Origin of the sequence: Aeromicrobium sp. Leaf289, assembly GCF_001423335.1 — a bacterium.
Lineage (GTDB): Bacteria > Actinomycetota > Actinomycetes > Propionibacteriales > Nocardioidaceae > Aeromicrobium.
Map to the genome: position 1 here is coordinate 48,976 of NZ_LMNK01000006.1, position 20,381 is coordinate 69,356.

The following is a 20,381-nucleotide window of genomic DNA, read 5'->3' on the forward strand; positions in this document are numbered from 1 at the left end:
TAGCCTAACCAGGTGAGCCACGAGACCCCGACGACCGCAGCCACCCCCTCCTCCGACGGCCCCTCTCCCCATGGCCCCTCTCCCCATGGCACAGCGCCTGCCATCGACACCGCCGCCTTCGACCCAGGCGTCCGCCCTCAGGACGACCTCTTCCGGCACGTGAACGGTCCGTGGCTCCGGGACGCGGCGATCGAGCCGGACCGCGCCACCGCCGGAGCGTTCGTGACCCTCGTCGACGAGGCCGAGAAGACCGTCCGGGGCATCGTCGAGGGCTGTCGCGACGCTCTCGACGGCGCCGGCCAGGACGGCGTCGACCACGATGGGGACTCCCGCAAGATCGGCGAGCTCTACGCCAGCTTCATGGACACCGACCGGATCGACGCCCTCGGCACCGAGCCGCTGCAGGAGGACTTCGCCCTGGTCGACGGGATCGCCGACGTCCCGACCTTCGTCCACGTGCTCGGGCGGCTCGAACGGTCCGGCGTCGGGAGCGTGCTGGGCATGTACATCGCTCCCGACCGCGGCAACCCCGACCGCTACGTCACGCACCTGGTGCAGAGCGGCATCGGCCTGCCCGACGAGTCCTACTACTCCGACGACGACTTCGCCGGGGTGCGCGAGGCCTACCTCTCCCACCTCGAGACGATGTTCACGCTCGGCGGGTTCGAGTCGCCGGCGGAGCGCGCGGCGCGGGTGCTCGACCTCGAGACCGCCATCGCGTCCCACCACTGGGACCGGGTGGCCTGCCGCGACGCGCAGAAGACCTACAACCTCATGGACCTCGACGCGCTGCAGACGCTGGTCGGTCCCCTGGACCTCGCCACGTGGTCCCAGGCCGCCGGCATCGGACGCGACGTGCTCGCGGAGGTCGTCGTGTCGCAGCCGTCGTTCCTCGAGGGCGTCGCCGGGCTCGTCACGGCCGACCGGCTGCCCGCCTGGCGCGACTGGCTGCGCTGGCAGGTCCTGCACGCCGCCGCGCCGTACCTGCCCGCGGCCTTCGTCGAGGAGAACTTCTCCTTCTACGGACGCACGCTGAGCGGGACCGACGAGCTGCGCCCGCGCTGGAAGCGTGGCGTCGGCTTCGTCGAGTCGGCCATGGGTGAGGCGATCGGCAAGATCTACGTCCGCACCGAGTACCCGCCGACGTCCAAGGACCGCATGGACGACCTCATCGAGCACCTCGTCGAGGCGTACCGGCGCAGCATCACCGCCCTGCCCTGGATGAGTGACACCACGAAGGCCGAGGCTCTCGAGAAGCTCGCGGCCTTCACCCCGAAGGTCGGCCACCCCGACGCCTTCAAGGACTACTCGGCGCTCGAGACCGACCCGACCGACCTGCTGGGCAACGCCCGACGTGGGCTGTCGGTGGCGATGGACCGCGAGCTGGCCAAGATCGGGCGACCGATCGACCGCGACGAGTGGTACATGACGCCGCAGACCGTGAACGCGTACTACAACCCCACCATGAACGAGATCGTCTTCCCTGCGGCCATCCTGCAGCCGCCGTTCTTCCACGCCGACGCCGACGACGCCGTCAACTACGGCGCCATCGGCGCGGTGATCGGGCACGAGATCGGGCACGGGTTCGACGACCAGGGCAGCCACTTCGACGGCACGGGGGCCCTGCGCAACTGGTGGACCGACGACGACCGGGTGGCCTTCGAGAAGCTCACGGCCGCCCTCGTCGAGCAGTACGCGGCGCTGTCGCCCGAGGGTGCCGACGGGCACACCGTCAACGGCGAGCTCACGATCGGCGAGAACATCGGCGACCTGGGTGGGCTCGGCATCGCCTACCAGGCGTACCGGATCGCCACCGGCGGTGAGGCACCCACGATCGACGGGCTGACAGGTGACCAGCGGTTCTTCATCTCGTGGGCCCAGGCCTGGCAGGCCAAGGTGCGACCGGCCGAGACGGTCCGCCGCCTCACCGTCGACCCGCACTCGCCGCCGGAGTTCCGCTGCAACCAGGTCGTGCGCAACATCGACGCCTTCCACGAGGCGTTCGGCGTCACGCCCGACGACGAGCTGTGGCTCGCGCCCGAGGACCGTGTGACCATCTGGGCGTCGTGACCGAGCAGGCGCGCCTGCAGCGCCGGATCCTGCGGACCCTCGTGGCCGTGCAGGTGGTCGGCGGCGTCGGCAACGGAGCCGGTCTGGCCGTGGGCGTGCTGCTCCTGCGGGAGGTCTCGGGCTCGTCGGGCTGGGCCGGGATGTCGACGGTCATGCTCACCCTGGGTGCGGCGCTCGCGACCGTCCCGCTCGCGACGCTGGCGGTCCGTGCCGGGCGCAGGCCGGCCCTGGCCACCGGCTGGTTCCTCGGCGCGGTCGGGGCCGCCGTGGTGGTGCTCGGTGCCGACGCCGACAGCCTGCCGCTCGTCCTGGTCGGACTGTTCCTCTGCGGTGTCAGCACGGCCTCCAACCTGCAGTCGCGCTTCGCGGCGGTCGACCGCGCCGAGCCGCGGCACGTCGGACGGTCCCTCGCGCTCGTCACGTGGGCCACGACCGTCGGCGCCGTGCTCGGGCCCAACCTGATCGGGCCGGGCACCACCACGGCTCGGGCCCTCGGCGTGCCCGACCTCGCCGGTCCCCTCGTCTTCTCGTGCGTGGCCTTCGCGGTGGCCGGCACCGTGGTCCTCGTGCTCCTGCGGCCCGACCCGCTGCCGCCGGCCCGGCGCGACGGGATCGACGTCCCGGTGCCCCGGGTCCGCGCCGCCCTGCCGCACGTGCGGGGCGAGACGCGCACGGCCGTGGTCACCATCGCGCTCGCCCACGCCGTGATGGTGTCCGTCATGGCCCTCACCCCGGTCCACATGCAGGACCACGGTGCCGGGGTGGAGGTGATCGGATTGACCATCAGCCTGCACATCGCCGGCATGTACGCACTGTCACCGGTCATGGGGTGGCTGGCGGACCGCTGGGGTCCGGCTCGCACCATCCTCGCCGGTCAGCTCGTGCTGGTCGCCGCCGTCGTGGTCGCCGGGACGTCCGGTACCTCGGAGGTGCGGATCACGGTCGGCCTGGTGCTCCTGGGCCTGGGCTGGTCGGCCGCCACCATCGCCGGGGCGGCGCTGCTCACCCGGTCCACCGATCCCGCGGTGCGCCCGCTGGTGCAGGGGCTCGGCGACCTGACGATGAACTTGGCCGGGGCCGCGGGAGGCCTCCTGGCGGGCGTGCTCGTGGCGTGGCAGGGCTTCGGCACGCTCAACGCGGTCGCCGGCACGCTCGTGGTGCCCGTCGTGCTGCTGGTGGTCGCCGGACGGCGGGCCGCCCAGCAGGTCAGCGTCGGAACACGCTGAAGCGGATCCGGTCGACGACGCTCAGGACGCGGTCGTACCACCAGTCGGCCACGCGGTCGGCCACCGCGTAGCGGGCGTCCGCCGTCCGGTCCAGGACGGGCCAGAACAGGTCCGCCACGCGCTCCCCCAGCTCGGCCCACCGGTCGTCGCTCACGAACAGCCCCGTCACCGCGATGACCGCCAGCGACGACCACGGCGTGCCGAGCACCACGGCGAAGAGCAGGTTGACGACGATCGCGACAATCGCCACCAGGTCGCGGCTCCCCCGCCGCAGCAGCATCGGTGCGAAGAACAGCTGCACGCCGAGCACGGTCCACGTGAGGACCGCCAGGAGGACGTCACCGTTGGAGATGAGGTCCGAGAGCCACGGGAACGGTCGGAACTCCGGCAGCTGCAGCGTCGTGTAGAGGGCGGTGCCGTCCTGCCAGGCGGGCTGGGAGACCTTGTCGAGGCCGCCGGCGAAGTACGCGAGGATCGTCTGGGTGCCCAGGCCCACCAGGCCGACGTTGTGCATCCCGGTGCGCAGCCACTCAGGCGCGACGTCGTCGCTGTCGCGCGGCTCGACCCGGTTCGCGTCGAGCGACCAGACCTCGGAGGTTCGCATGAGCAGCATCCACAGCAGCGCGAGCCGGACGAGGTTGTCGCCGATCGACCCCAGCACCGGGTTCTGCGCGGTGACGGCGATGAACCCGACGAGCACCACGATGGTCATCGCCTTGGCGTGCCATCCCAGCACGAGTCCCACGGCCCCCAGGATCACCGCCACGTAGATGGCGGTGAGCAGGTCACCGCTCACCCCGTCGAGCAGCGCGATCTCGGGGAACCGACTCACGGCGCGGGCGGGCTCGGCCCACGCGGAGGCGTCGCCGACCCACACCTGTCGGGTGGAGAAGTTCGTCAGCAGCAGCCCCAGCACGCACAGGCCGATGAGGATCCGTGCTGCCGCCACGGCGTGCAGGGCGTGGCGTTCCGACGTGAGCCACCGCTCCGCCGACCTGCGCGTGCTGCCGATCGCGTCCCTGACGCGCCAGATCGTGCTCATGCGTCCGCCAGGTAGGAGTCGAAGGCGGACTGTGCCTCGGCGGAACCGCGCACCGCACGTCGCCACCCGGCGTCGAACCACTCGAAGTCCACGGCGGTGATCCGTTCGGCGTCGCGCTGCTCGTGCGGCGGCACGATCCGGCGGCCCACCCGGTACTGGACCTGGACGACCCTCTGGTCGGAGTAGGCCTGGGTGTAGAGCGAGGCGAAGCGGGTCACCATCGTGTCGAGGTCCAGGTAGCCGCGCACGGCGTCGGCCGGCACTCCCGCACCCTGCAGGGCCCCGCGCAGCTCCGCGACGGGGCGGCCGGCGTAGGAACCGAGGACGACGCGACGACCGGACGATCCCAGACCGAACATCGCGTTGTTCAGGTTGGTGGCGAGCCGGCGGCCGGCGAGGTGCACGCGCGCGGGGGCGACGTCGTTGCGCGTCCGGGTCAGGTCGGCACGGGTGACGTCGAGCCAGGGGGTCTGTCTCACCTCGTCCTTCCCCACACGCACACGGGCCCGGACCCAGAGCGACTCGTCGACCCGCTGGGAGCTGGGCTCGAGCAGGTCCCACGACTGCCGGAAGTACGGGTCGACGTACCTGGCGAGCAAGGATCCTCCAGCCACCTCGCGGACCGGGCCCGACGGGGCGAGCCACAGGGCGAGCAGCACCGAGTGGACGAGAGCGAGCGAGGCGAGCACCAGGACGAGGGTCGTGCGCCAGTCGTGCCGAGGGACGTCGGCCCGCCGCGATCCGCCACTGCCACCTCCCTCCACCGACATGCCTTCCATCGTAGGTCGTGACAGACGCCTGCCCGGTGACCGAGACCGGTCACCGGGCAGGCGTCGTGCTACGTCGTCAGATCTTCAGACGACGACGCTCGTTGATGAGCACCGCGGCTCCGAAGAGCACCAGGCCGAGACCCAGCAGCCAGAACGGCAGCAGGTTCGGGGCACCGGTGGCCGGCAGCGTGGTCGTGACGTCGGCGTCGGCCTGCGCGTCAGCGTCCGCAGCAGCGTCGGCCTGGGCGTCGGAGTCGGCGTCGGCCACCGCGTCGGCGTCAGCGTCAGCGTCGGCGTCGGCGTCGGCGTCAGCGTCGGCATCGGCGTCGGCGTCGACGTCGGCCTGCGTGTCGGCGTCGTCGGCCTGCGTGGCCAGGGCGTTCGGGCCACAGCTCGTGCGAGCCAGGTCCAGGGCCACGGCCGGGTTGTCGCCGATGCCGAGCGCGGTCAGGCTCAGCGCGGTGACCTCGATCGCCTCGCCGTCGGCGTCGACGACCTGCTTGTTGATCGTGCCGTTCACGACGGGCTTCAGGGCCTCGCCCAGCTGGTTCAGCAGGCTGGTCTCGACGGCGTCGAGGATCGGCGTGACCAGCTGCTGCTGGACCGTGGCGACGAGAGCGGCCAGCGGGCCGAGAACGGCGCCGAGGCTGTCGTTGAGCGACTGCTCGAGCGTGGCGATGATGCCGTCGACCACACCGTTGACCAGGTCCTGGACACCGGGACCGACGAGCGCGGTGTTGGGCTCGCCCGCGCCGAGCTCGACCGGGATGATCACGTCGTTGCCCTCGGGCAGGTCGACGATCAGGTTGATGCTGGCGACCTGCGAGGTGCCGGTGGCGTCGGCGCCGGCCTCGGCGGTGCACTGGCTGGTGACGGCACCGATCTCGGCGCGGACGTCGATGACGCCGGTGACGGCGTCGAGGACGGGGTCGAGCGCGGCCTCCTGGATCGCGGTCAGCAGCGGCGTCAGGGCGGCCTCGAAGAGCGGGCCGGTGACCGGGTCGAGCCCGTCGAGGATCCCGTCGAGGATCGTGCCGGTGTTCACGGCACCGGGCGCGATGTCGGCGCCGATGGTCGAGAGGTCGATCGACGCGAGCGTCGGGATGGCGATGGGCGCGACGGCGGCCGCAGCCTCGGAGGTGCCCCGGTCGCCGTCCAGACCGGTGGAAGCCGTCTGGTCGAAGGCGCTGACGCCCTGCGTCGAGAGGCCGGTGCCGCACAGGCCCGTGCCGTTGCTGGGAGCACCCTCACCGGTCGAGACCGCAGCGCACTCCTGCGAGTCGACGATGCCGGTGATGCCGGAGGCGGTGACGGCGCTGGCGTTGGACTGCGCCACGGTCTCGTCGGCGCCGCTGGCGGAGAAAGAGACCGCGGTCGTGATGAGCAGGGTGCCCAACCCGAGCGCGAGGGTGTTTCTGCCGAGCTTGTTCATGTGGAAAGACTCCCGTGTCGCTGTTGTTGCGGCGCGAGAAGATTATTCCCTCGACGTGTGCCGCGTGCCAGTGACGACCACCACAGGCGGCCGCGGGCAACATCTTACGCAGATCTCAGGCAATCGTGGGTCTTCGGTCCCATCGGGCGGACGCTGAGACGCATCACACACCGATGGACTCGTCCTGCCCGCGAACCTCTCGGCCCCTGCGGTTCCGGGCCGTTCGGGCTCGCCACCAGCGTCCAGCACGCCGCCAGGAAGCGTCGCTCACGAGCATCATGTCGACCGCGATCATGACGAGCGAGAAGTACATGATCCCCATGAACACCCCGATCCCGAGGTGCATGCCGGTGACCACCACGAGGGCCAGGGCTCGCGTGCTGCGGTAGAGCAGCAGCACCGGGAAGAGCAGCTGCACGACGATCGCGGTCCAGGTGGCCAGCAGGACGATCGGCTCCGCGCTGGAGAACGGATGGATGAGGTCGCGCCACGGCGAGTAGGCCTCGGTCTGCAACGGGAAGTAGACCGCTCGCCCGCTCATCCACACGTCGCTCTGCACCTTCCACAGCGCCGAGCCGACGTAGACCATCACCACCTGGTGGATGATCAGGACGACCGCCAGGTTGTGCAGCGTCGTCGAGAGCCACGGCGGCACGATCGGTCGGACCGCCCCCCTGCGCCCACGCAGCCAGGCGTCGACGGAGAAGTGCCGGCCCGAGTCGGTGAAGCACGCGTACAGGAGGACCATGCGCAGGATGGCGTCACCCCCGGAGCCGACGAAGGGGTTGCTCACGTACAGCGACATCCACAGGAACAGGGTGAGGACGGCCGCACCGCGGGTCCACAGACCGACCATGAGGAGGAGGCCTGCCACCACGGTGAGCAGGTAGAGGAGGTCGAACGTCAGTCCGTCGGCCTGCTGGAAGATGCCGAGGACTCCCGGCCACGGCTTCGCGTCGCGCACCGACGACGTCCACGCCGCGCCGTCGCCCCACGTGTAGTGCCGATCGGGCCAGTTGACGAGCATCTGCGTCCAGACGATGAGGCCCAGCACGATGCGCGTCACCGCGAGTCCCCGAGTCGCGTGCGGACGGGCCGTGAGCCAGTCCCAGGCCCGGTCGAGCCCGCCCCCCACCCCGGCCGCCCTCATCGGTGCGACGCCCAGAAGTCGCGGATCGAGGCCCGCTCGGCCTCGTCGCCACGGAGGGGCTCGCGCCACCCGTTGATCCGCTGACGCACGGCGGGCCGCGCCCGCTCGCGGCCGTCCGCATCCTCGCCGCGAGCCTCCCAGAGCGTGACCCCCTGGCTGCGCGTCGCGTAGCGGACGGCGACCAGCCGGCTGTCCGGTCGCTGTGCCTCGAGTGCCTCGGTGGCGAGCCGGGTGGTAGCACGGTCGTACACGAGGTAGAGATCCACCTGGCTGTCGTCGAGCGCGTCGTCGGAGCCGGCACGCAGGTCCTGGGCGAGGCGCTGCCAGGACACGACGTCCTCCGGGTCCGCCACGTCCGCGACCTCGCGCTGGTCGGTGTCGAGGGTGCCGTACCTCGAGCCGAGCGGACCGTAGAGCTTGTTCGTGACGTAGCCCGCCCGCCCGCCGACGAGCCGGTGGCGCACCAGGTCGAGCTCGACGTCGGTCCAGTCGAGCCAGTCGGTGACCACGAGCTCGCCGTCCTGCTCGTAGGCGCCCTGGAACCGGACGGTGCGGTCGGCCGAGACCGGGTTGGGCGCGAAGAGCCGCCAGTTCTGGGCGAAGTAGGCGCCCAGGTAGGACGTGGCTGGACGCGCGGCCTCGGAGTACGTGTTGGGCGGCAGCGCGGCGAGCGTCACCACGACGAGGTGGCCGGCTGCTGCGACGGCGACCAGGCCGACGACCACCAGACGCCACCACGGCGGGCGCGGTCGCGCGGTCGGCTCCTCTCGCTGCACCTGCACACGGTACTCGGACCCCGGTGTGGATGATGGACTCGTGCGCATCGAGACGGCCTCGCCCCACGACCCCGACGTCGCCGTCCTCCTCGACGAGCACCTTGCGCAGATGCGCGCCACCTCGCCTCCCGGCAGCGTCCACGCGCTTCCGCACGACGCTCTGGCGAGGGACGACGTCGTGCTCGTCGCGGCCAGACGTGCCGGGCCGGACCACGACGGGGACCGGTTGCTGGGCATCGGGGCCCTCAAGCGGCACGCTGGCGGCCTCGGGGAGCTGAAGGCCATGCGCACCACCGAGGATGCACGCGGCGCCGGTGTCGGCGCCGCCGTCCTGGACCATCTGGTCCGGGTCGCGCGTGCGCAGGGGTTGACCCGCGTGAGTCTCGAGACCGGGACCCAGCCCGCGTTCGAGCCGGCCCGCCGGCTCTACGCCCGGCGCGGGTTCGTCGAGTGCGGTCCCTTCGCGTCGTACGTCCTCGACCCGCACAGCGTCTTCATGACGCTCTCGCTCGACTGAGTCAGGACGCGTCGGGCTCCACGTCGAACGTCGCGTTGTAGCGGTGCAGCGAGTCCGCCACGGCCAGCAGGTCGCCCTCCTGCCACCCCGCGAAGCGCTCACCGAGCGCCGTCCGCCGGTCGACGTCGACGTCACGGATCCGTCGTCGACCCTCGTCGCTGGCCGACAGCAGCGTGGCCCGCCCGTCCTCCGGGTCGGGGGTGCGATCGACCAGACCGAGCTCCAGCAGGTGCTGGACGGACCGACTGACGGCGGCCTTGTCGAGCTCCAGGACCCCGCAGAGCGAGCTCCCTCGCACCGGTCCGTCCGCCTCGACCTGCGCCAGGACCAGGTAGCCGACGGGCTGCAGGTCCGGGTGCACGGAGTGGGCCCGCTCCACGACCGCACGGCGCGCCCGCCTCAGCAGCACACCCACCTCGAGCTCGACCAGCCGCAGCGCGCCCAGCGCGCCCGGCTGGGTGCCGCTGTCGTGCGTCGAGGTGGGCGCGGCGGTCATCAGAGGCTCGCCACGGTGTCGGCGGGCTGCCCCTCGGACTCGAGCTCGTCCACGTCCTTCTCGATGGTGGTGCGCAGCGGCACCTCCTTGATGAACAGGATGCAGACCAGGGCCGCGACCGCGAAGGGCGTCGCCACCATGAAGATGTGGCCGAAGGCTTCCCCGAACGAGGCTTCGTAGAGGGTGCGGAACGGGCCCGGCAGCGCCGAGATGTCCGGGATGTGGCCGGTCGACTGCTGAGCGGCCTCGAGATCTGCACGGTCGAGCTGACCGGATGCCGTCAGCTGCTGGACACCGTCGCTGACGTTGCGCTTGACGTCGTGGCTGAGGATCGTCCCGAGCACCGCGACGCCCACCGATCCGCCCATCGAGCGGAAGAAGGCGACGACCGAGCTGGCGGCCCCCATGTCCTCGAGACGCGTGTTGTTCTGCACGGCCAGGACCAGGTTCTGCATGGTGGCACCGAGGCCGAGGCCCACGAGGGCCATGTACAGGCCGACGGTCCACAACGGCGTCGAGCCGTCGATCGTGCCGAGCAGGGCGAAGCCGGCCGTCACGAGGACCATGCCGCCGACGAGCCAGCGCTTCCACACACCGGTGCGGCTGATGATGCGCCCGGAGGTGATGCTCGAGACGAGCAGGCCGCCGACCATGGCGATCGACATCAGCCCGGCCTCGGTCGGCGACATGCCGCGCGAGAACTGGAAGTACTGGCTCAGGTACACGGTGGCGCCGAACATCGCGATGCCGATCATCACGGAGGCGAGGGTGGCCAACGACGTGGTCCGGTCGCGGAAGAGACGCAGCGGGATGATCGGCTCGGTGGCGAACCGCGCCTCGACGACGAGCGCGGCGGCGATGAGCACCGCGCCACCGACCACCAGACCGGCCGACGTGGCCGACGCCCACGCGAAGCTGGAGCCGGCGAGCGAGACCCACACCAGCAGCAGGCTCACGCCGCCCATGATGAGGGTCGCTCCCGCGTAGTCGATCGAGACCTCGCGGCGGACCACGGGCAGGTGCAGGGTGCGCTGCAGCAGCACGAAGGCGGCGAGGGCGAAGGGCAGGCCGACGAAGAAGCAGCCGCGCCAGCCGAGCGGGCTGTCGACGATCAGTCCCCCGATGAGCGGGCCACTGACCGTGGCCAGCGCGAAGACGGCGCCGATGTAGCCGGAGTAGCGGCCCCGCTCACGCGGGGTGACCATCGAGGCGATGACGACCTGCACGAGTGCGGTCAGGCCGCCGACGCCGAGCCCCTGCAGGGCGCGCGCACCGATGAGGACGCCCATGCTGGGCGCGAACGCCGCCACGAGCGAGCCGGCCGAGAAGATCACCAGGGCGATCTGCACGAGCATCTTCTTGCTGAACAGGTCGGCCAGCTTGCCCCAGATCGGGGTGGTGGCGGTCATGGCCAGCAACGTGGCGACGACGACCCACGTGTAGCCGGTCTGGCTGCCCTCGAGGTCGGTGACGATGCGCGGCAGCGCGTTGGTGACCACGGTGCTCGACAGCATCGCGACGAACATCGCGAGCAGCAGGCCACTGAGGGCCTCGAGCACCTGGCGGTGGGTCATCTGGCCCGCGGCCTCGGCTGCGGGCGCCTGGGTGGTGGCACTGGGTTCGGACACGGGGGCTCGCTTCACGGGAGGACGGATTGGTTGACTCCGTCAACTATAGCGAGATGGTTGATCAGCGCAACCAATAGGTGACGTGAGGTGGCTCACCGCCGGGCCAGCCACTCCCCGAACTCCGGCCCCTCCCCCGTCGCGCCCGGGCGGCCGCGCAGCGCACCGGAGGCGATCCCCGTGCCGTAGGCGCCGGGCAGCGAGACCTGCACGACCCGGCCGCGGCGCCCGGTCGCCGCCAACCACTGCCGGGCGAGATCGGCGACCACCTCGTCGCGCGGTCCGACCAGGTCCGGCACCCGACCCTGCGGCCCGGCTTCCACGAGGTCGACCAGGCGCTCGGCCACGGTGTCCCCCGCCACGGGCCGGGCGAGGATCCGCGGCACGAGGGAGACGCTGCCGACGGAGGCGAAGCCCAGGGCCTGCTCGGCGAACTCGTGCACCTGCGTCGCCCTCTGGATCGTCCACGGAACAGGGCCGGTGGCCACCATCCGCTCCTGCGCGAGCTTGCCTGCGTAGTAGCCCGCGTCGATGTCGTCGATGCCGACCACCGAGAGCGCCACGTGGTGCCCCACGCCGGCCCGGGCCCCCGCGGTGAGCAGCCGGCGCGTCACGGTGGTCGTGAAGCGCACCGCCGCACCCGCCGAGAGGGTGACGACGTTGGTGAGGTCCAGCACGGCGTGGGCTCCTGCGAGGGCGTCGTCGAGACCGGCCCTGCTCCGCCGGAGGTCGTGACCGCTGCCTCGGGACAGCACCGTCACGTCGTGGCCCCGCCGGCGAGCACGCTCGACGACCACCCGTCCGATGACCCCCGTACCGCCTGCGACGACGACCTTCACGGCACCTCCTGCTCTCGGTGGACCGTACGCCCGCAGGGGTGCGTGGTGCCAGACCCCCGACCGACACCTCGATCGGCGATGATGTCGCCATGCTCATCGTCGGTCTGGTCCTCGTGGGGCTCGCCGCCCTGCTGCACGTCTACATCTTCTGGCTCGAGTCGTTCGCGTGGACCTCGGCCCGCGGGCGGGCGACCTTCGGCACGACCGTCGAGGAGGCTCAGGCGACGCGCGAGCTGGCCTACAACCAGGGCTTCTACAACCTGTTCCTGGCTCTCGTGGCGGGCGCAGGCGTGATCCTCGTGGCCGTCGACGAGACCGTCGTCGGGGCCACGATGGCGTTCGTCGGCGCGGGCTCGATGCTGGCCGCCGCTGCGGTGCTGCTCTCGAGCCCGGACAAGGCCCGCGCCGCGGTCACCCAGGGAGCGCTACCGCTGCTCGGCGTCGTCGCCCTGGCCGTGGGCCTGGCCTGACGCCTCGACGGAGTACACCAGCCGCGCGAACTGCCCCACGGCCGTGGCGCTGCGCAGCCGCAGGCGGGACGACTCCACACGGCGCGGGAGCAGCGGGGCGCCGCTGCCGAGCGTGACCGGGGCGACGGAGACCGCGATCTCGTCGAGCGCGTCGGCCTCGAGGAACTGGGCGGCGAGGTCCCCTCCCCCGACGACCCACACGTCGCGGCCAGCCGCGGCCTCGCGGATCCGCGGCAGCACGTCGGCGACGGGACCACGCACCAGACGCACGTCGGCGCCGGCGGGCACGGGAAGGTCGCGGGTGGTGAACACGAAGGTGGGGCGGTCGCCGTGGAAGCCCTGCCACTTCTCCGGGTGCTCCAGTACGTCCTCGGTGCGCAGGAGCCACTCGTAGGTGCTGGACCCCTCCACCAGCACCGCCGCGTCGGCCGGCAGGAGCCCCTCCTCGGGCTGCTCGCCGCCGTCGACGGCGAACAGCCAGTCGAGGGAGTGCTGCTCGTCGGCGATCCAGCCGTCGAGGCTCGTGGCCGTGTCGTAGACGATGCGTCCCATGCGGTGAGCGTAGGCGCGAGCTCCGACAGGCCGGATCGACACGACGAGGGGCCCGGACCGTGGTGGTCCGAGCCCCTCGCGGGTCGTGCTCCTCGCTCAGCGCTGCACGTCGAAGCGGTCGGCCTCCATGACCTTGACCCAGGCCCCGACGAACTCGTCGACGAACGCGGCGGCACCGTCGTCGCTCGCGTAGACCTCGGCCACGGCGCGCAGCTCGGAGTTCGAGCCGAACACGAGGTCGGCGCGGCTCCCGGTCCAGCGCACCTCGCCGGAGGCGTCGCGACCCTCGTAGATGCCGGCCTCGGGATCGACCGACGTCCAGGTGACGTCCATGTCGAGCAGGTTCACGAAGAAGTCGTTCGTGAGCGTGCCCGGGCGGTCCGTCAGGACGCCCAGCGTGGACCGGTCGTAGGTGGCGCCGAGGGCGCGCAGACCGCCGACGAGGGCCGTCATCTGCGGGGCGCTGACGCCGAGCAGGTTCGCGCGGTCGACGAGCAGGTGCTCCGCCGGCAGCCGGTTGCCCTTGCCGAGGTAGTTGCGGAACCCGTCGGCACGCGGCTCCAGCCACTCGAAGGACTCGACGTCGGTGTGCTCGAGCGTGGCGTCGACGCGGCCCGGGGTGAACGGGACCGCGATCTCAAGGCCGGCCGCCTTGGCGGCCTGCTCGATGCCGACGCCACCGGCGAGGACGATCAGGTCGGCCAGCGACACCGAGGTGCCGGAGTCCGCCTGGATGCCCTCGAGGACGCCGAGCACCCGACGCAGCTCGCCGGGGTTGTTGACCTCCCAGCCGATCTGCGGCTCGAGGCGCACGCGAGCGCCGTTGGCGCCGCCGCGCTTGTCGCTGCTGCGGAACGTCGAGGCCGAGGCCCACGCCGTGCTCACGAGGTCGGTCACGCTCAGGCCGGAGTCGGCGATGCGCTGCTTGAGGACCGCGACCGCGGCCTCGTCGAGCGGCGCACCGGTGGCCTCGGGCAGCGGGTCCTGCCAGATGAGCGTCTCGGAGGGGACCTCCGGGCCGAGGTAGCGCTGGATCGGACCCATGTCACGGTGCGTCAGCTTGAACCAGGCCCGCGCGAAGGCGTCGGCGAACGCGGCCGGGTCGTCCTTGAAGCGGCGCGAGATCTTCTCGTACGCCGGGTCGACACGCAGCGCCAGGTCGGTGGTCAGCATCGTGGGCTTGCGGTTCGGACCACCGTGGGCGTCGGGGATGATCGCCTCGGCGTCCTTGGCGACCCACTGCGCCGCGCCGGCCGGGCTCTCGGAGAGCTCCCACTCGTAGCCGAACAGGATCTCCAGGTAGTCGTTCGTCCACTGCGTCGGCTTGGTGGTCCAGGTGACCTCCAGGCCCGACGTGATGGTGTCGTTGCCGTGGCCGGTGCCGAAGGAGTTCTTCCAGCCCAGGCCCTGCTGCTCGATGGGAGCGCCCTCGGGCTCCGCACCGACGTGGGCGTCGGGGTCGGCAGCACCGTGGGTCTTGCCGAAGGTGTGACCTCCCGCGATCAGGGCGACGGTCTCCTCGTCGTTCATCGCCATGCGACCGAACGTCTCGCGGATGTCGCGGGCCGACGCCATCGGGTCGGGGTTGCCGTTCGGGCCCTCGGGGTTGACGTAGATGAGGCCCATCTGGACGGCGGCCAGCGGCTTCTCGAGGTCGCGGTCGCCGGAGTAGCGCTCGTCACCGAGCCACGTGGTCTCCGGGCCCCAGTACACGTCGGCGTCGGGCTCCCACACGTCCTCGCGACCACCGGCGAAGCCGAAGGTCTCGAATCCCATGGACTCCAGCGCCACGTTGCCGGTGAGGACCATGAGGTCCGCCCAGGAGAGGTTCTTGCCGTACTTCTTCTTGACCGGCCAGAGCAGGCGGCGGGCCTTGTCGAGGTTGCCGTTGTCGGGCCAGCTGTTGAGCGGGGCGAAGCGCTGCTGACCGGCACCGGCGCCGCCGCGGCCGTCGTGCACGCGGTACGTGCCGGCACTGTGCCAGGCCATGCGGATCATGAGGCCGCCGTAGTGGCCGAAGTCGGCCGGCCACCAGTCCTGCGAGGTGGTGAGCACCTGCTCGATGTCGCGCTTGACCTCGGCGAGGTCGAGGGACTCGAAGGCGGCGGCGTAGTCGAAGTCCTCGCCGTGCGGGTTCGCGACGGCGGGGTTCTTCGCCAGGACCTTGAGGTTGACGCCCTCGGGCCACCAGACCTTGTTCGCGTCCTGGCGGGTGGGGTGGGGCAGTGACTCGTGCGCGACGGGGCAGCCGCCTCCGGCAGCGCCCTTGGCGTGGTCCGGCTCGTTCATCTCGCCGACTTCGGCGTCGGGCTTGTCGTGCTCGCTCACGTGGGTTCCTCTCACGGGGTTGGACAGGTCGGGCGGTCCGCGTCGATGACGCGGGAGTCAGGCGGTGCAGGAGGGGCAGGTGCCCCAGAAGATGACCTCGGCCTCGTCGATGACGAAGCCGTGGTCGGACGACGGGACGAGGCAGGGAGCCTCGCCCGTGGCGCAGTCGACGTCGGCGATGTCGCCGCAGCCGCGGCACACCACGTGGTGGTGGTTGTCACCCACGCGTCGCTCGTAGCGTGCGGTGTGGCCGTGCGGCTGGATGCGCCGGACGATCCCCACCTGGGTGAGGGCGGCCAGCGTGTCGTAGACCGCCTGGTGCGAGACGTCGGGGACGAGGGTCCGGGCGGCGTCGATGACGGTGGCGGTGTCGGCGTGCGGCGTCCGTTCGAGCGCGTCGAGGACGGCCACCCGGGGGCGCGTGACGCGCAGTCCCGCCTCCCTCAGGAGCTCGGGTGCCTCGATCGACGTCATGCCCCCGACTGTAGCCACTTTCTTGAACGAGTCAAGAAACGACACACGAACATCCGGTGCGCGGTGCGGTGCTCACCGCCGCGCGCGGTCACGTTCGACGCGGGCCCGGTGCAGCGCCTGCATCTCGTCGGCGAGCTCGGGGGCGGGACCGTCGACCACGACTCCCGGCACCACCTGCTCGATGGGCAAGGTGGCCACAGGCGGGGCAGGCTCCCCCCATCCGTCGAGCCACTCGGTGAGCTGCGTGGCTCGCACCGCGACGACGATGCGTCCCAGCCCGACCCAGCCGTGAGCCGCGGAGCACATGGCACAGTGCTCCCCCGTCGTGTACGCGGTCGCGCCGGCTCGCTCAGCCGGCGCCAGGTGCGCCCCGGCCCATGTGGCGAGCGCGAGCTCCGGATGGCGTGTCGCGTCCCCCGCGCCCTCCTGGTTGCGCTCCTCCAGCAGCACGGTGCCGTCGGCGCCGACCAGCAGCGAGCCGAAGGGCATGTCGCCGTGCTCGAGCGCCTCGCGGGCGAGCTCGACGCAGCGGCGCAGGTGGATGAGGTCCGTGTCGGTCAGCGTCATGCGGCCATCATCGGCCAGGACGTGCGTCCCCGCGCTTCGGGATCGACCCGCTCCACGCCGCGTCCCGCCTCCCCGCCGCGGCACTGGGCCGTCAGAGGTAGGTGGCCCGCGTATCCCGGCCCGTCCAGGTAGGCCCGCCGCGGATACACCGTGCGTATCCGCGGCACATCTACCGCCGCCCCCGCGGGTAGCGCGGCCTACCTACCCCCACGGCCCCGACCCGGGGATGCAGGTGCGTCCTCGGCCCGATCCTGATCCCGGGCCGCCAGCGGTGGGTGACGCACCGAACGACGCAGTCAGAGGTAGGTGACGCACCTGCCGAGACCGTCGAAAGGTACGAGACCTACCTCCGACACCCACGAAACGTGCGTCACCTACCTCTGACCACCCAGGCCGCGACCCGAGAGCCCGACCGGTCCCCCTACCGGCTGCCCGGTCGAGGCCCTTTCGCGGCGCAGGTTCAGCAGGAGCCGAGGAAGCGCAGCCGCAGGTCATGTCCGAGTCAGCCGTCGCGACAACGAAGAAGACCCCCAGTCCGAGGACTGGGGGCCTTCGCTCGTTCGAGTGGAGCATAGGAGACTCCGTCGCTGGCAGAGCTCGCTCCTCCCCGAATCACCGGTCCCGATTCGAACGAGAGAAGGCCCCTGCCGGAACGAAGAAGACCCCCAGTCTCGAGGACTGGGGGCCTTCTCTCGTTCGAGTGGAGCATAGGAGATTCGAACTCCTGACCTCTTCCATGCCATGGAAGCGCGCTACCAACTGCGCCAATGCCCCTCGCGGGTGGTACCCGACCGGGTCGAGCACCGAGTGAACACTCTAGACCCTGCCGCGGAGCGACTCAAACCGGGGTCACTCGTCGTCGGACATGACCGGCTCGGGCAGCGTGCCGGCGTTCCACTCCGTGAGCCGCCAGCGCGTCCCGTGCGCCGGCGAGATCTGCTCGAGCGCGATCCAGGAGCAGTTCGAGAGCCCGGCGAACGTCCGCCACGTGGCCTCCGGAAAACCCAGGAACGTGCAGGCCCCGACCCGCAGCACCGCGCCGTGCGCCACGACCACGAGCGTCTGCTCGTCCTCCAACGACTCGAGCGCCTCGGAGAGCGCCTCCGACAGGCGCGCGCCGGCCTCGGCGTGCAGCTCCGCCTGCGGGAACCGCTCCTCGCGGTCCTCCAACATCGCCTTCATGAGCTCGGGGAAGCGGTCCCACGACTCGCGCCACGTGAGGCCCTCGCGCTCACCGAAGTTCATCTCGCGCAGACGCTCGTCGAGCTCGACGGGCACGCCGGTCACCCGCGACAGCTCCTCGGCCGTGTCGCGCGCCCGCTCGAGGTCGGAGCTGAGGATCCGCACCGGCCGGAGCGACGCGAGGCGTGCGGCGGCCGCACGCGCCTGCTCGCGTCCGACGTCGTCGAGCGACGTGTCGGTCTGTCCTTGCACCCGGCCCGTGACGTTCCACTCCGTGCGCCCGTGGCGCCAGAGCACGACCCGTCGCGTCATGCCGACGTGAGGCTGATGGTCGGGCAGTCGCTCCACAGACGCTCGAGGGCGTAGAAGGCCCGCTCCTCGCTGTGCTGCACATGCACCACGAGCTCGGCGAAGTCGATGAGCACCCACCGGCCCTCGCGCTCGCCCTCGCGCCGCACGGGCTTGGCGCCGAGCTCCAGCAGCTTCTCCTCGATGGCGTCCTTCACGGCTCGCACCTGCGGCTGGTTGCTCGCGCTGCACAGCAGGAAGACGTCGGTGATGTAGAGCTGCTCGGAGACGTCGAAGGCGAGGATCTCGGTGGCGAGCTTCTCGTCGGCGGCGGCGGCGGCGGCGCGGGCGAGCTCGATCGCCCGGTCGGACGCGGTCATGGGGAGTCCTCGGAGTCGGGGTCGGTTCCCGGGACGGCCCCTGGGGGCGCCTCGGGGGGCGGGGAGTAGAGACGGTGCTTGCCGATGTACTGGACCACGCCGTCGGGGACGAGGTACCAGACCGGCTCGCCCGACGTGACGCGCACACGGCAGTCGGTCGACGAGATGGCCAGGGCCGGGATCTCGACGAGCGTGATGCGCTCGACGGGGAGTCCCTCCAGCGTCTGCTCGTCCATCTCGTGCCCGGGGCGCGTGCAGCCGACGAAGTGGGCCAGCTCGAAGAGCTCCTCGTGGTCGCGCCAGGTGAGGATCGCCGCCATCGCGTCGGCGCCGGTGATGAAGTACAGGTCGGCGTCGGGCATGTCCGCGGCCAGGTCGCGGAGGGTGTCGATGGTGTAGGTGGGCCCGTCGCGGTCGATGTCGACCCGGCTGACCTCGAAGCGGGGGTTCGCCGCCGTGGCGATCACCGTCATGAGGTAGCGGTGCTCGGCGGTCGAGACCTCCCGGTCGGCCTTCTGCCAGGGGCGACCGGTCGGCACGAAGACGACCTCGTCGAGGTCGAACCACGACTGCACCTCGCTCGCCGCCACGAGGTGGCCGTGGTGGATCGGGTCGAACGTGCCACCCATGACGCCGACGCGACGTCGTCGCGTGGGCAGGGGCTCGGCGACCACGGACCCTGACGTGCTCAGGAGTGCTCGCGACCCTTGCCGAAGGCCAGCAGCGCGAACAGCAGGATCAGCAGGATCGCGAGGGCGACACCGCCGATGATGTACGGGTTGATGTGGCCGCCCTCGGCGGACTCTTCGGCTGCGACCAGGAACTCGAGCATGGTCGCAATCTACCAGCGCGGGCAGGGCGGGCCGACGTGGTGGTGCCCGACCCCGTGATGCTCAGCGCACGTGGCCGTCGCCGGTCACCACGTACGTCGTGGTCGTCATCTCCTGCAGGCCCATCGGGCCGCGTGCGTGCAGCTTCTGGGTGGAGATCCCGATCTCGGCCCCGAAGCCGAACTCGCCTCCGTCGGTGAACCGGGTCGACGCGTTGACCATCACGGCGGCCGAGTCGACCCCCAGGGTGAACCGTCGCGCCGCGTCGATCGACCGCGTGACGATCGCCTCGGTGTGCCCCGACGACCAGGTGCGGATGTGCTCCACCGCGTCGTCGAGCGAGTCGACCACCGCGGCGGCGATGTCGAGCGACAGGTACTCGGTGGCCCAGTCGTGGTCGGACGCCGCCAGCACGCCCGGGACGGCGGCGAAGGCCGCGTCGCCGTGGACGGTCACGCCCGCGGTCTGCAGCGCCTCGGTGACCCGCGGCAGGAACTCCTCGGCCACGTCGCGGTGCACGAGCAGCGACTCCGCGGCGTTGCACACGCTGGTGCGGTGGGTCTTGGCGTTGAGCACGATGTCGAGCGCCATGTCGAGGTCGGCGTCGGCGTCCACGTAGACGTGCACGTTCCCGGTCCCGGTCTCGATGACCGGCACGGTCGACTGCTCGACGACGGTACGGATCAGCCCGGCTCCCCCGCGCGGGATCACCAGGTCGACGAGCCCACGTGCCTGCATCAGCTCCGTGGCGCTGGAGCGGTCGTGGGCGGGAACGGCCTGGACCACGTCGGCGGGCAGACCGGCGCCGGCGATCGCGTCGCGCATGACGTCGACGATCGCGGCGTTGGACCGGGCCGCGGACCGGGACCCCCGCAGCAACGACGCGCTGCCGGCCTTGAGACAGATGGCAGCGGCGTCGGCGGTGACGTTGGGTCGGCCCTCGTAGATCATCGCGATGACGCCCATGGGCACACGCAGCTGCTCGAGCCGCAGGCCGTTGGGCAGCGTGGACCCGCGGACGACCTCGCCGACGGGGTCGGGAAGGGCGGCGACGTCGCGCACGCCCTGTGCGAAGGCCGCCACCCGGTCGGCGTCCAGGAGCAGGCGGTCGATCACGTTCTCGGGGGTGCCGTCGGCGCGGGCGGTCTCGACGTCCGCCGCGTTCTCGGCCACGATCCGCTCGGTGGCGGCGACGAGCGCATCGGCCATCGCGAGCAGGGCAGCGTCCTTCTGCGCCCGCGACGCGAGAGCGAGGGTCCGGGCGGCGGTCCGCGACCGTCGGGCGAGCTCGTGCACCTGTTCCTTCACGCCCCGATCGTAGCGAGGGCGGGGGACGTCACCCGTCGTTCACCCGCGCCTGGAACAGT

General features: G+C 71.5%; 21 protein-coding genes and 1 tRNA gene. 4 read left to right on the forward strand and 18 right to left on the reverse strand.

The features are described 5' to 3' along the window. The first annotated feature begins 102 nt into the window (after positions 1-102). Both ASF37_RS15880 and ASF37_RS15885 read left to right on the forward strand, forming a co-directional pair. Positions 103-2,070: a M13 family metallopeptidase gene (locus ASF37_RS15880; RefSeq protein WP_056576521.1), complete on the forward strand. Its 1,968-nt coding sequence runs from the start codon at positions 103-105 to the stop codon at positions 2,068-2,070. Then, positions 2,067-3,296 carry an MFS transporter gene (locus tag ASF37_RS15885; RefSeq protein WP_200914503.1) on the forward strand — a complete coding sequence of 410 codons (1,230 nt, stop codon included), beginning with the start codon at positions 2,067-2,069 and terminating at the stop codon, positions 3,294-3,296. The genes ASF37_RS15880 and ASF37_RS15885 overlap by 4 nt, the downstream gene beginning before the upstream one ends. Here the strand turns inward: ASF37_RS15885 and ASF37_RS15890 are convergent. The 5 genes from ASF37_RS15890 to ASF37_RS15910 all read right to left on the reverse strand — a co-directional run bounded on the left by ASF37_RS15890 (position 3,277) and on the right by ASF37_RS15910 (position 8,466). Continuing rightward, positions 3,277-4,338 carry an HTTM domain-containing protein gene (locus ASF37_RS15890; RefSeq protein ID WP_056576044.1) on the reverse strand — a complete coding sequence of 354 codons (1,062 nt, stop codon included), beginning with the start codon at positions 4,336-4,338 and terminating at the stop codon, positions 3,277-3,279. The two genes, ASF37_RS15885 and ASF37_RS15890, sit on opposite strands and share 20 nt — an antisense overlap. Continuing rightward, the gene (locus tag ASF37_RS15895) at positions 4,335-5,108 is read right to left on the reverse strand and encodes a DUF5819 family protein (RefSeq protein WP_056555277.1); all 774 of its coding nucleotides are present in this window, start codon (positions 5,106-5,108) and stop codon (positions 4,335-4,337) included. The genes ASF37_RS15890 and ASF37_RS15895 overlap by 4 nt, the downstream gene beginning before the upstream one ends. Positions 5,109-5,184: 76 nt before the next feature. Continuing rightward, on the reverse strand, positions 5,185-6,540 hold the full coding sequence (locus ASF37_RS17000; RefSeq protein ID WP_082506563.1) for a hypothetical protein: 1,356 nt from the start codon (positions 6,538-6,540) through the stop codon (positions 5,185-5,187). 163 nt (positions 6,541-6,703) lie between these two features. Next, positions 6,704-7,606, reverse strand: coding sequence for an HTTM domain-containing protein (locus ASF37_RS15905; protein WP_162237348.1), 903 nt, complete (start codon positions 7,604-7,606; stop codon positions 6,704-6,706). 80 nt (positions 7,607-7,686) lie between these two features. After that, the gene (locus tag ASF37_RS15910; RefSeq protein WP_156368231.1) at positions 7,687-8,466 is read right to left on the reverse strand and encodes a DUF5819 family protein; all 780 of its coding nucleotides are present in this window, start codon (positions 8,464-8,466) and stop codon (positions 7,687-7,689) included. A gap of 40 nt (positions 8,467-8,506) precedes the next feature. Here ASF37_RS15910 and ASF37_RS15915 point away from each other — a divergent pair, with 40 nt between their 5' ends. Next, positions 8,507-8,983, forward strand: coding sequence for a GNAT family N-acetyltransferase (locus ASF37_RS15915; protein WP_235493004.1), 477 nt, complete (start codon positions 8,507-8,509; stop codon positions 8,981-8,983). Position 8,984: 1 nt separating this feature from the next. Here ASF37_RS15915 and ASF37_RS15920 read toward each other — a convergent pair whose 3' ends face one another. The 3 genes from ASF37_RS15920 to ASF37_RS15930 form a co-directional block, all read right to left on the reverse strand. Continuing rightward, positions 8,985-9,479, reverse strand: a complete 495-nt coding sequence (locus ASF37_RS15920) for a MarR family winged helix-turn-helix transcriptional regulator (protein ID WP_055965179.1) — start codon at positions 9,477-9,479, stop codon at positions 8,985-8,987. After that, positions 9,479-11,107, reverse strand: a complete 1,629-nt coding sequence (locus tag ASF37_RS15925) for an MDR family MFS transporter (protein WP_369796993.1) — start codon at positions 11,105-11,107, stop codon at positions 9,479-9,481. Before ASF37_RS15925 ends, ASF37_RS15920 begins: the two co-directional genes overlap by 1 nt. A 92-nt stretch (positions 11,108-11,199) precedes the next feature. After that, positions 11,200-11,943, reverse strand: a complete 744-nt coding sequence (locus ASF37_RS15930; RefSeq protein ID WP_055965176.1) for an SDR family oxidoreductase — start codon at positions 11,941-11,943, stop codon at positions 11,200-11,202. 89 nt (positions 11,944-12,032) lie between these two features. On the opposite strand from ASF37_RS15930, the gene ASF37_RS15935 reads away from it, so the two are divergent. Further along, positions 12,033-12,413, forward strand: a complete 381-nt coding sequence (locus ASF37_RS15935) for a DUF1304 domain-containing protein (RefSeq protein WP_056581642.1) — start codon at positions 12,033-12,035, stop codon at positions 12,411-12,413. Here the strand turns inward: ASF37_RS15935 and ASF37_RS15940 are convergent. From ASF37_RS15940 to ASF37_RS15980, 10 genes are all read right to left on the reverse strand, one after another. Further along, complete coding sequence (locus tag ASF37_RS15940; protein WP_056555262.1) at positions 12,369-12,965, reverse strand: dihydrofolate reductase family protein; 597 nt, start codon at positions 12,963-12,965, stop codon at positions 12,369-12,371. The genes ASF37_RS15935 and ASF37_RS15940 overlap by 45 nt on opposite strands. A gap of 96 nt (positions 12,966-13,061) precedes the next feature. Further along, a complete protein-coding gene (gene katG / locus ASF37_RS15945) occupies positions 13,062-15,254 on the reverse strand; it encodes a catalase/peroxidase HPI (RefSeq protein WP_156368232.1) in 2,193 nt (730 codons plus the stop codon). Positions 15,255-15,350: 96 nt separating this feature from the next. Next, positions 15,351-15,767, reverse strand: coding sequence for a Fur family transcriptional regulator (locus tag ASF37_RS15950; RefSeq protein ID WP_055965165.1), 417 nt, complete (start codon positions 15,765-15,767; stop codon positions 15,351-15,353). Between the two features lie 72 nt (positions 15,768-15,839). Then, positions 15,840-16,334, reverse strand: a complete 495-nt coding sequence (locus ASF37_RS15955; protein WP_056581655.1) for a nucleoside deaminase — start codon at positions 16,332-16,334, stop codon at positions 15,840-15,842. A 701-nt stretch (positions 16,335-17,035) separates the two neighbouring features. Further along, positions 17,036-17,108 (reverse strand) — tRNA-Ala (locus tag ASF37_RS15960). A 75-nt stretch (positions 17,109-17,183) separates the two neighbouring features. Continuing rightward, positions 17,184-17,828: a histidine phosphatase family protein gene (locus ASF37_RS15965; RefSeq protein ID WP_056581656.1), complete on the reverse strand. Its 645-nt coding sequence runs from the start codon at positions 17,826-17,828 to the stop codon at positions 17,184-17,186. Continuing rightward, positions 17,825-18,184, reverse strand: coding sequence for a ribosome silencing factor (gene rsfS, locus ASF37_RS15970; protein ID WP_055965155.1), 360 nt, complete (start codon positions 18,182-18,184; stop codon positions 17,825-17,827). The genes ASF37_RS15965 and rsfS overlap by 4 nt, the downstream gene beginning before the upstream one ends. Continuing rightward, entirely contained in the window at positions 18,181-18,858 is a 678-nt protein-coding gene (gene nadD, locus ASF37_RS15975) for a nicotinate-nucleotide adenylyltransferase (RefSeq protein ID WP_200914502.1), read from the reverse strand. Before nadD ends, rsfS begins: the two co-directional genes overlap by 4 nt. A 14-nt stretch (positions 18,859-18,872) precedes the next feature. After that, positions 18,873-19,016, reverse strand: coding sequence for a hypothetical protein (locus ASF37_RS17510; RefSeq protein WP_164468780.1), 144 nt, complete (start codon positions 19,014-19,016; stop codon positions 18,873-18,875). A gap of 61 nt (positions 19,017-19,077) precedes the next feature. Further along, complete coding sequence (locus ASF37_RS15980) at positions 19,078-20,322, reverse strand: glutamate-5-semialdehyde dehydrogenase (RefSeq protein ID WP_056581657.1); 1,245 nt, start codon at positions 20,320-20,322, stop codon at positions 19,078-19,080. Between the last annotated feature and the right edge of the window lie 59 nt (positions 20,323-20,381).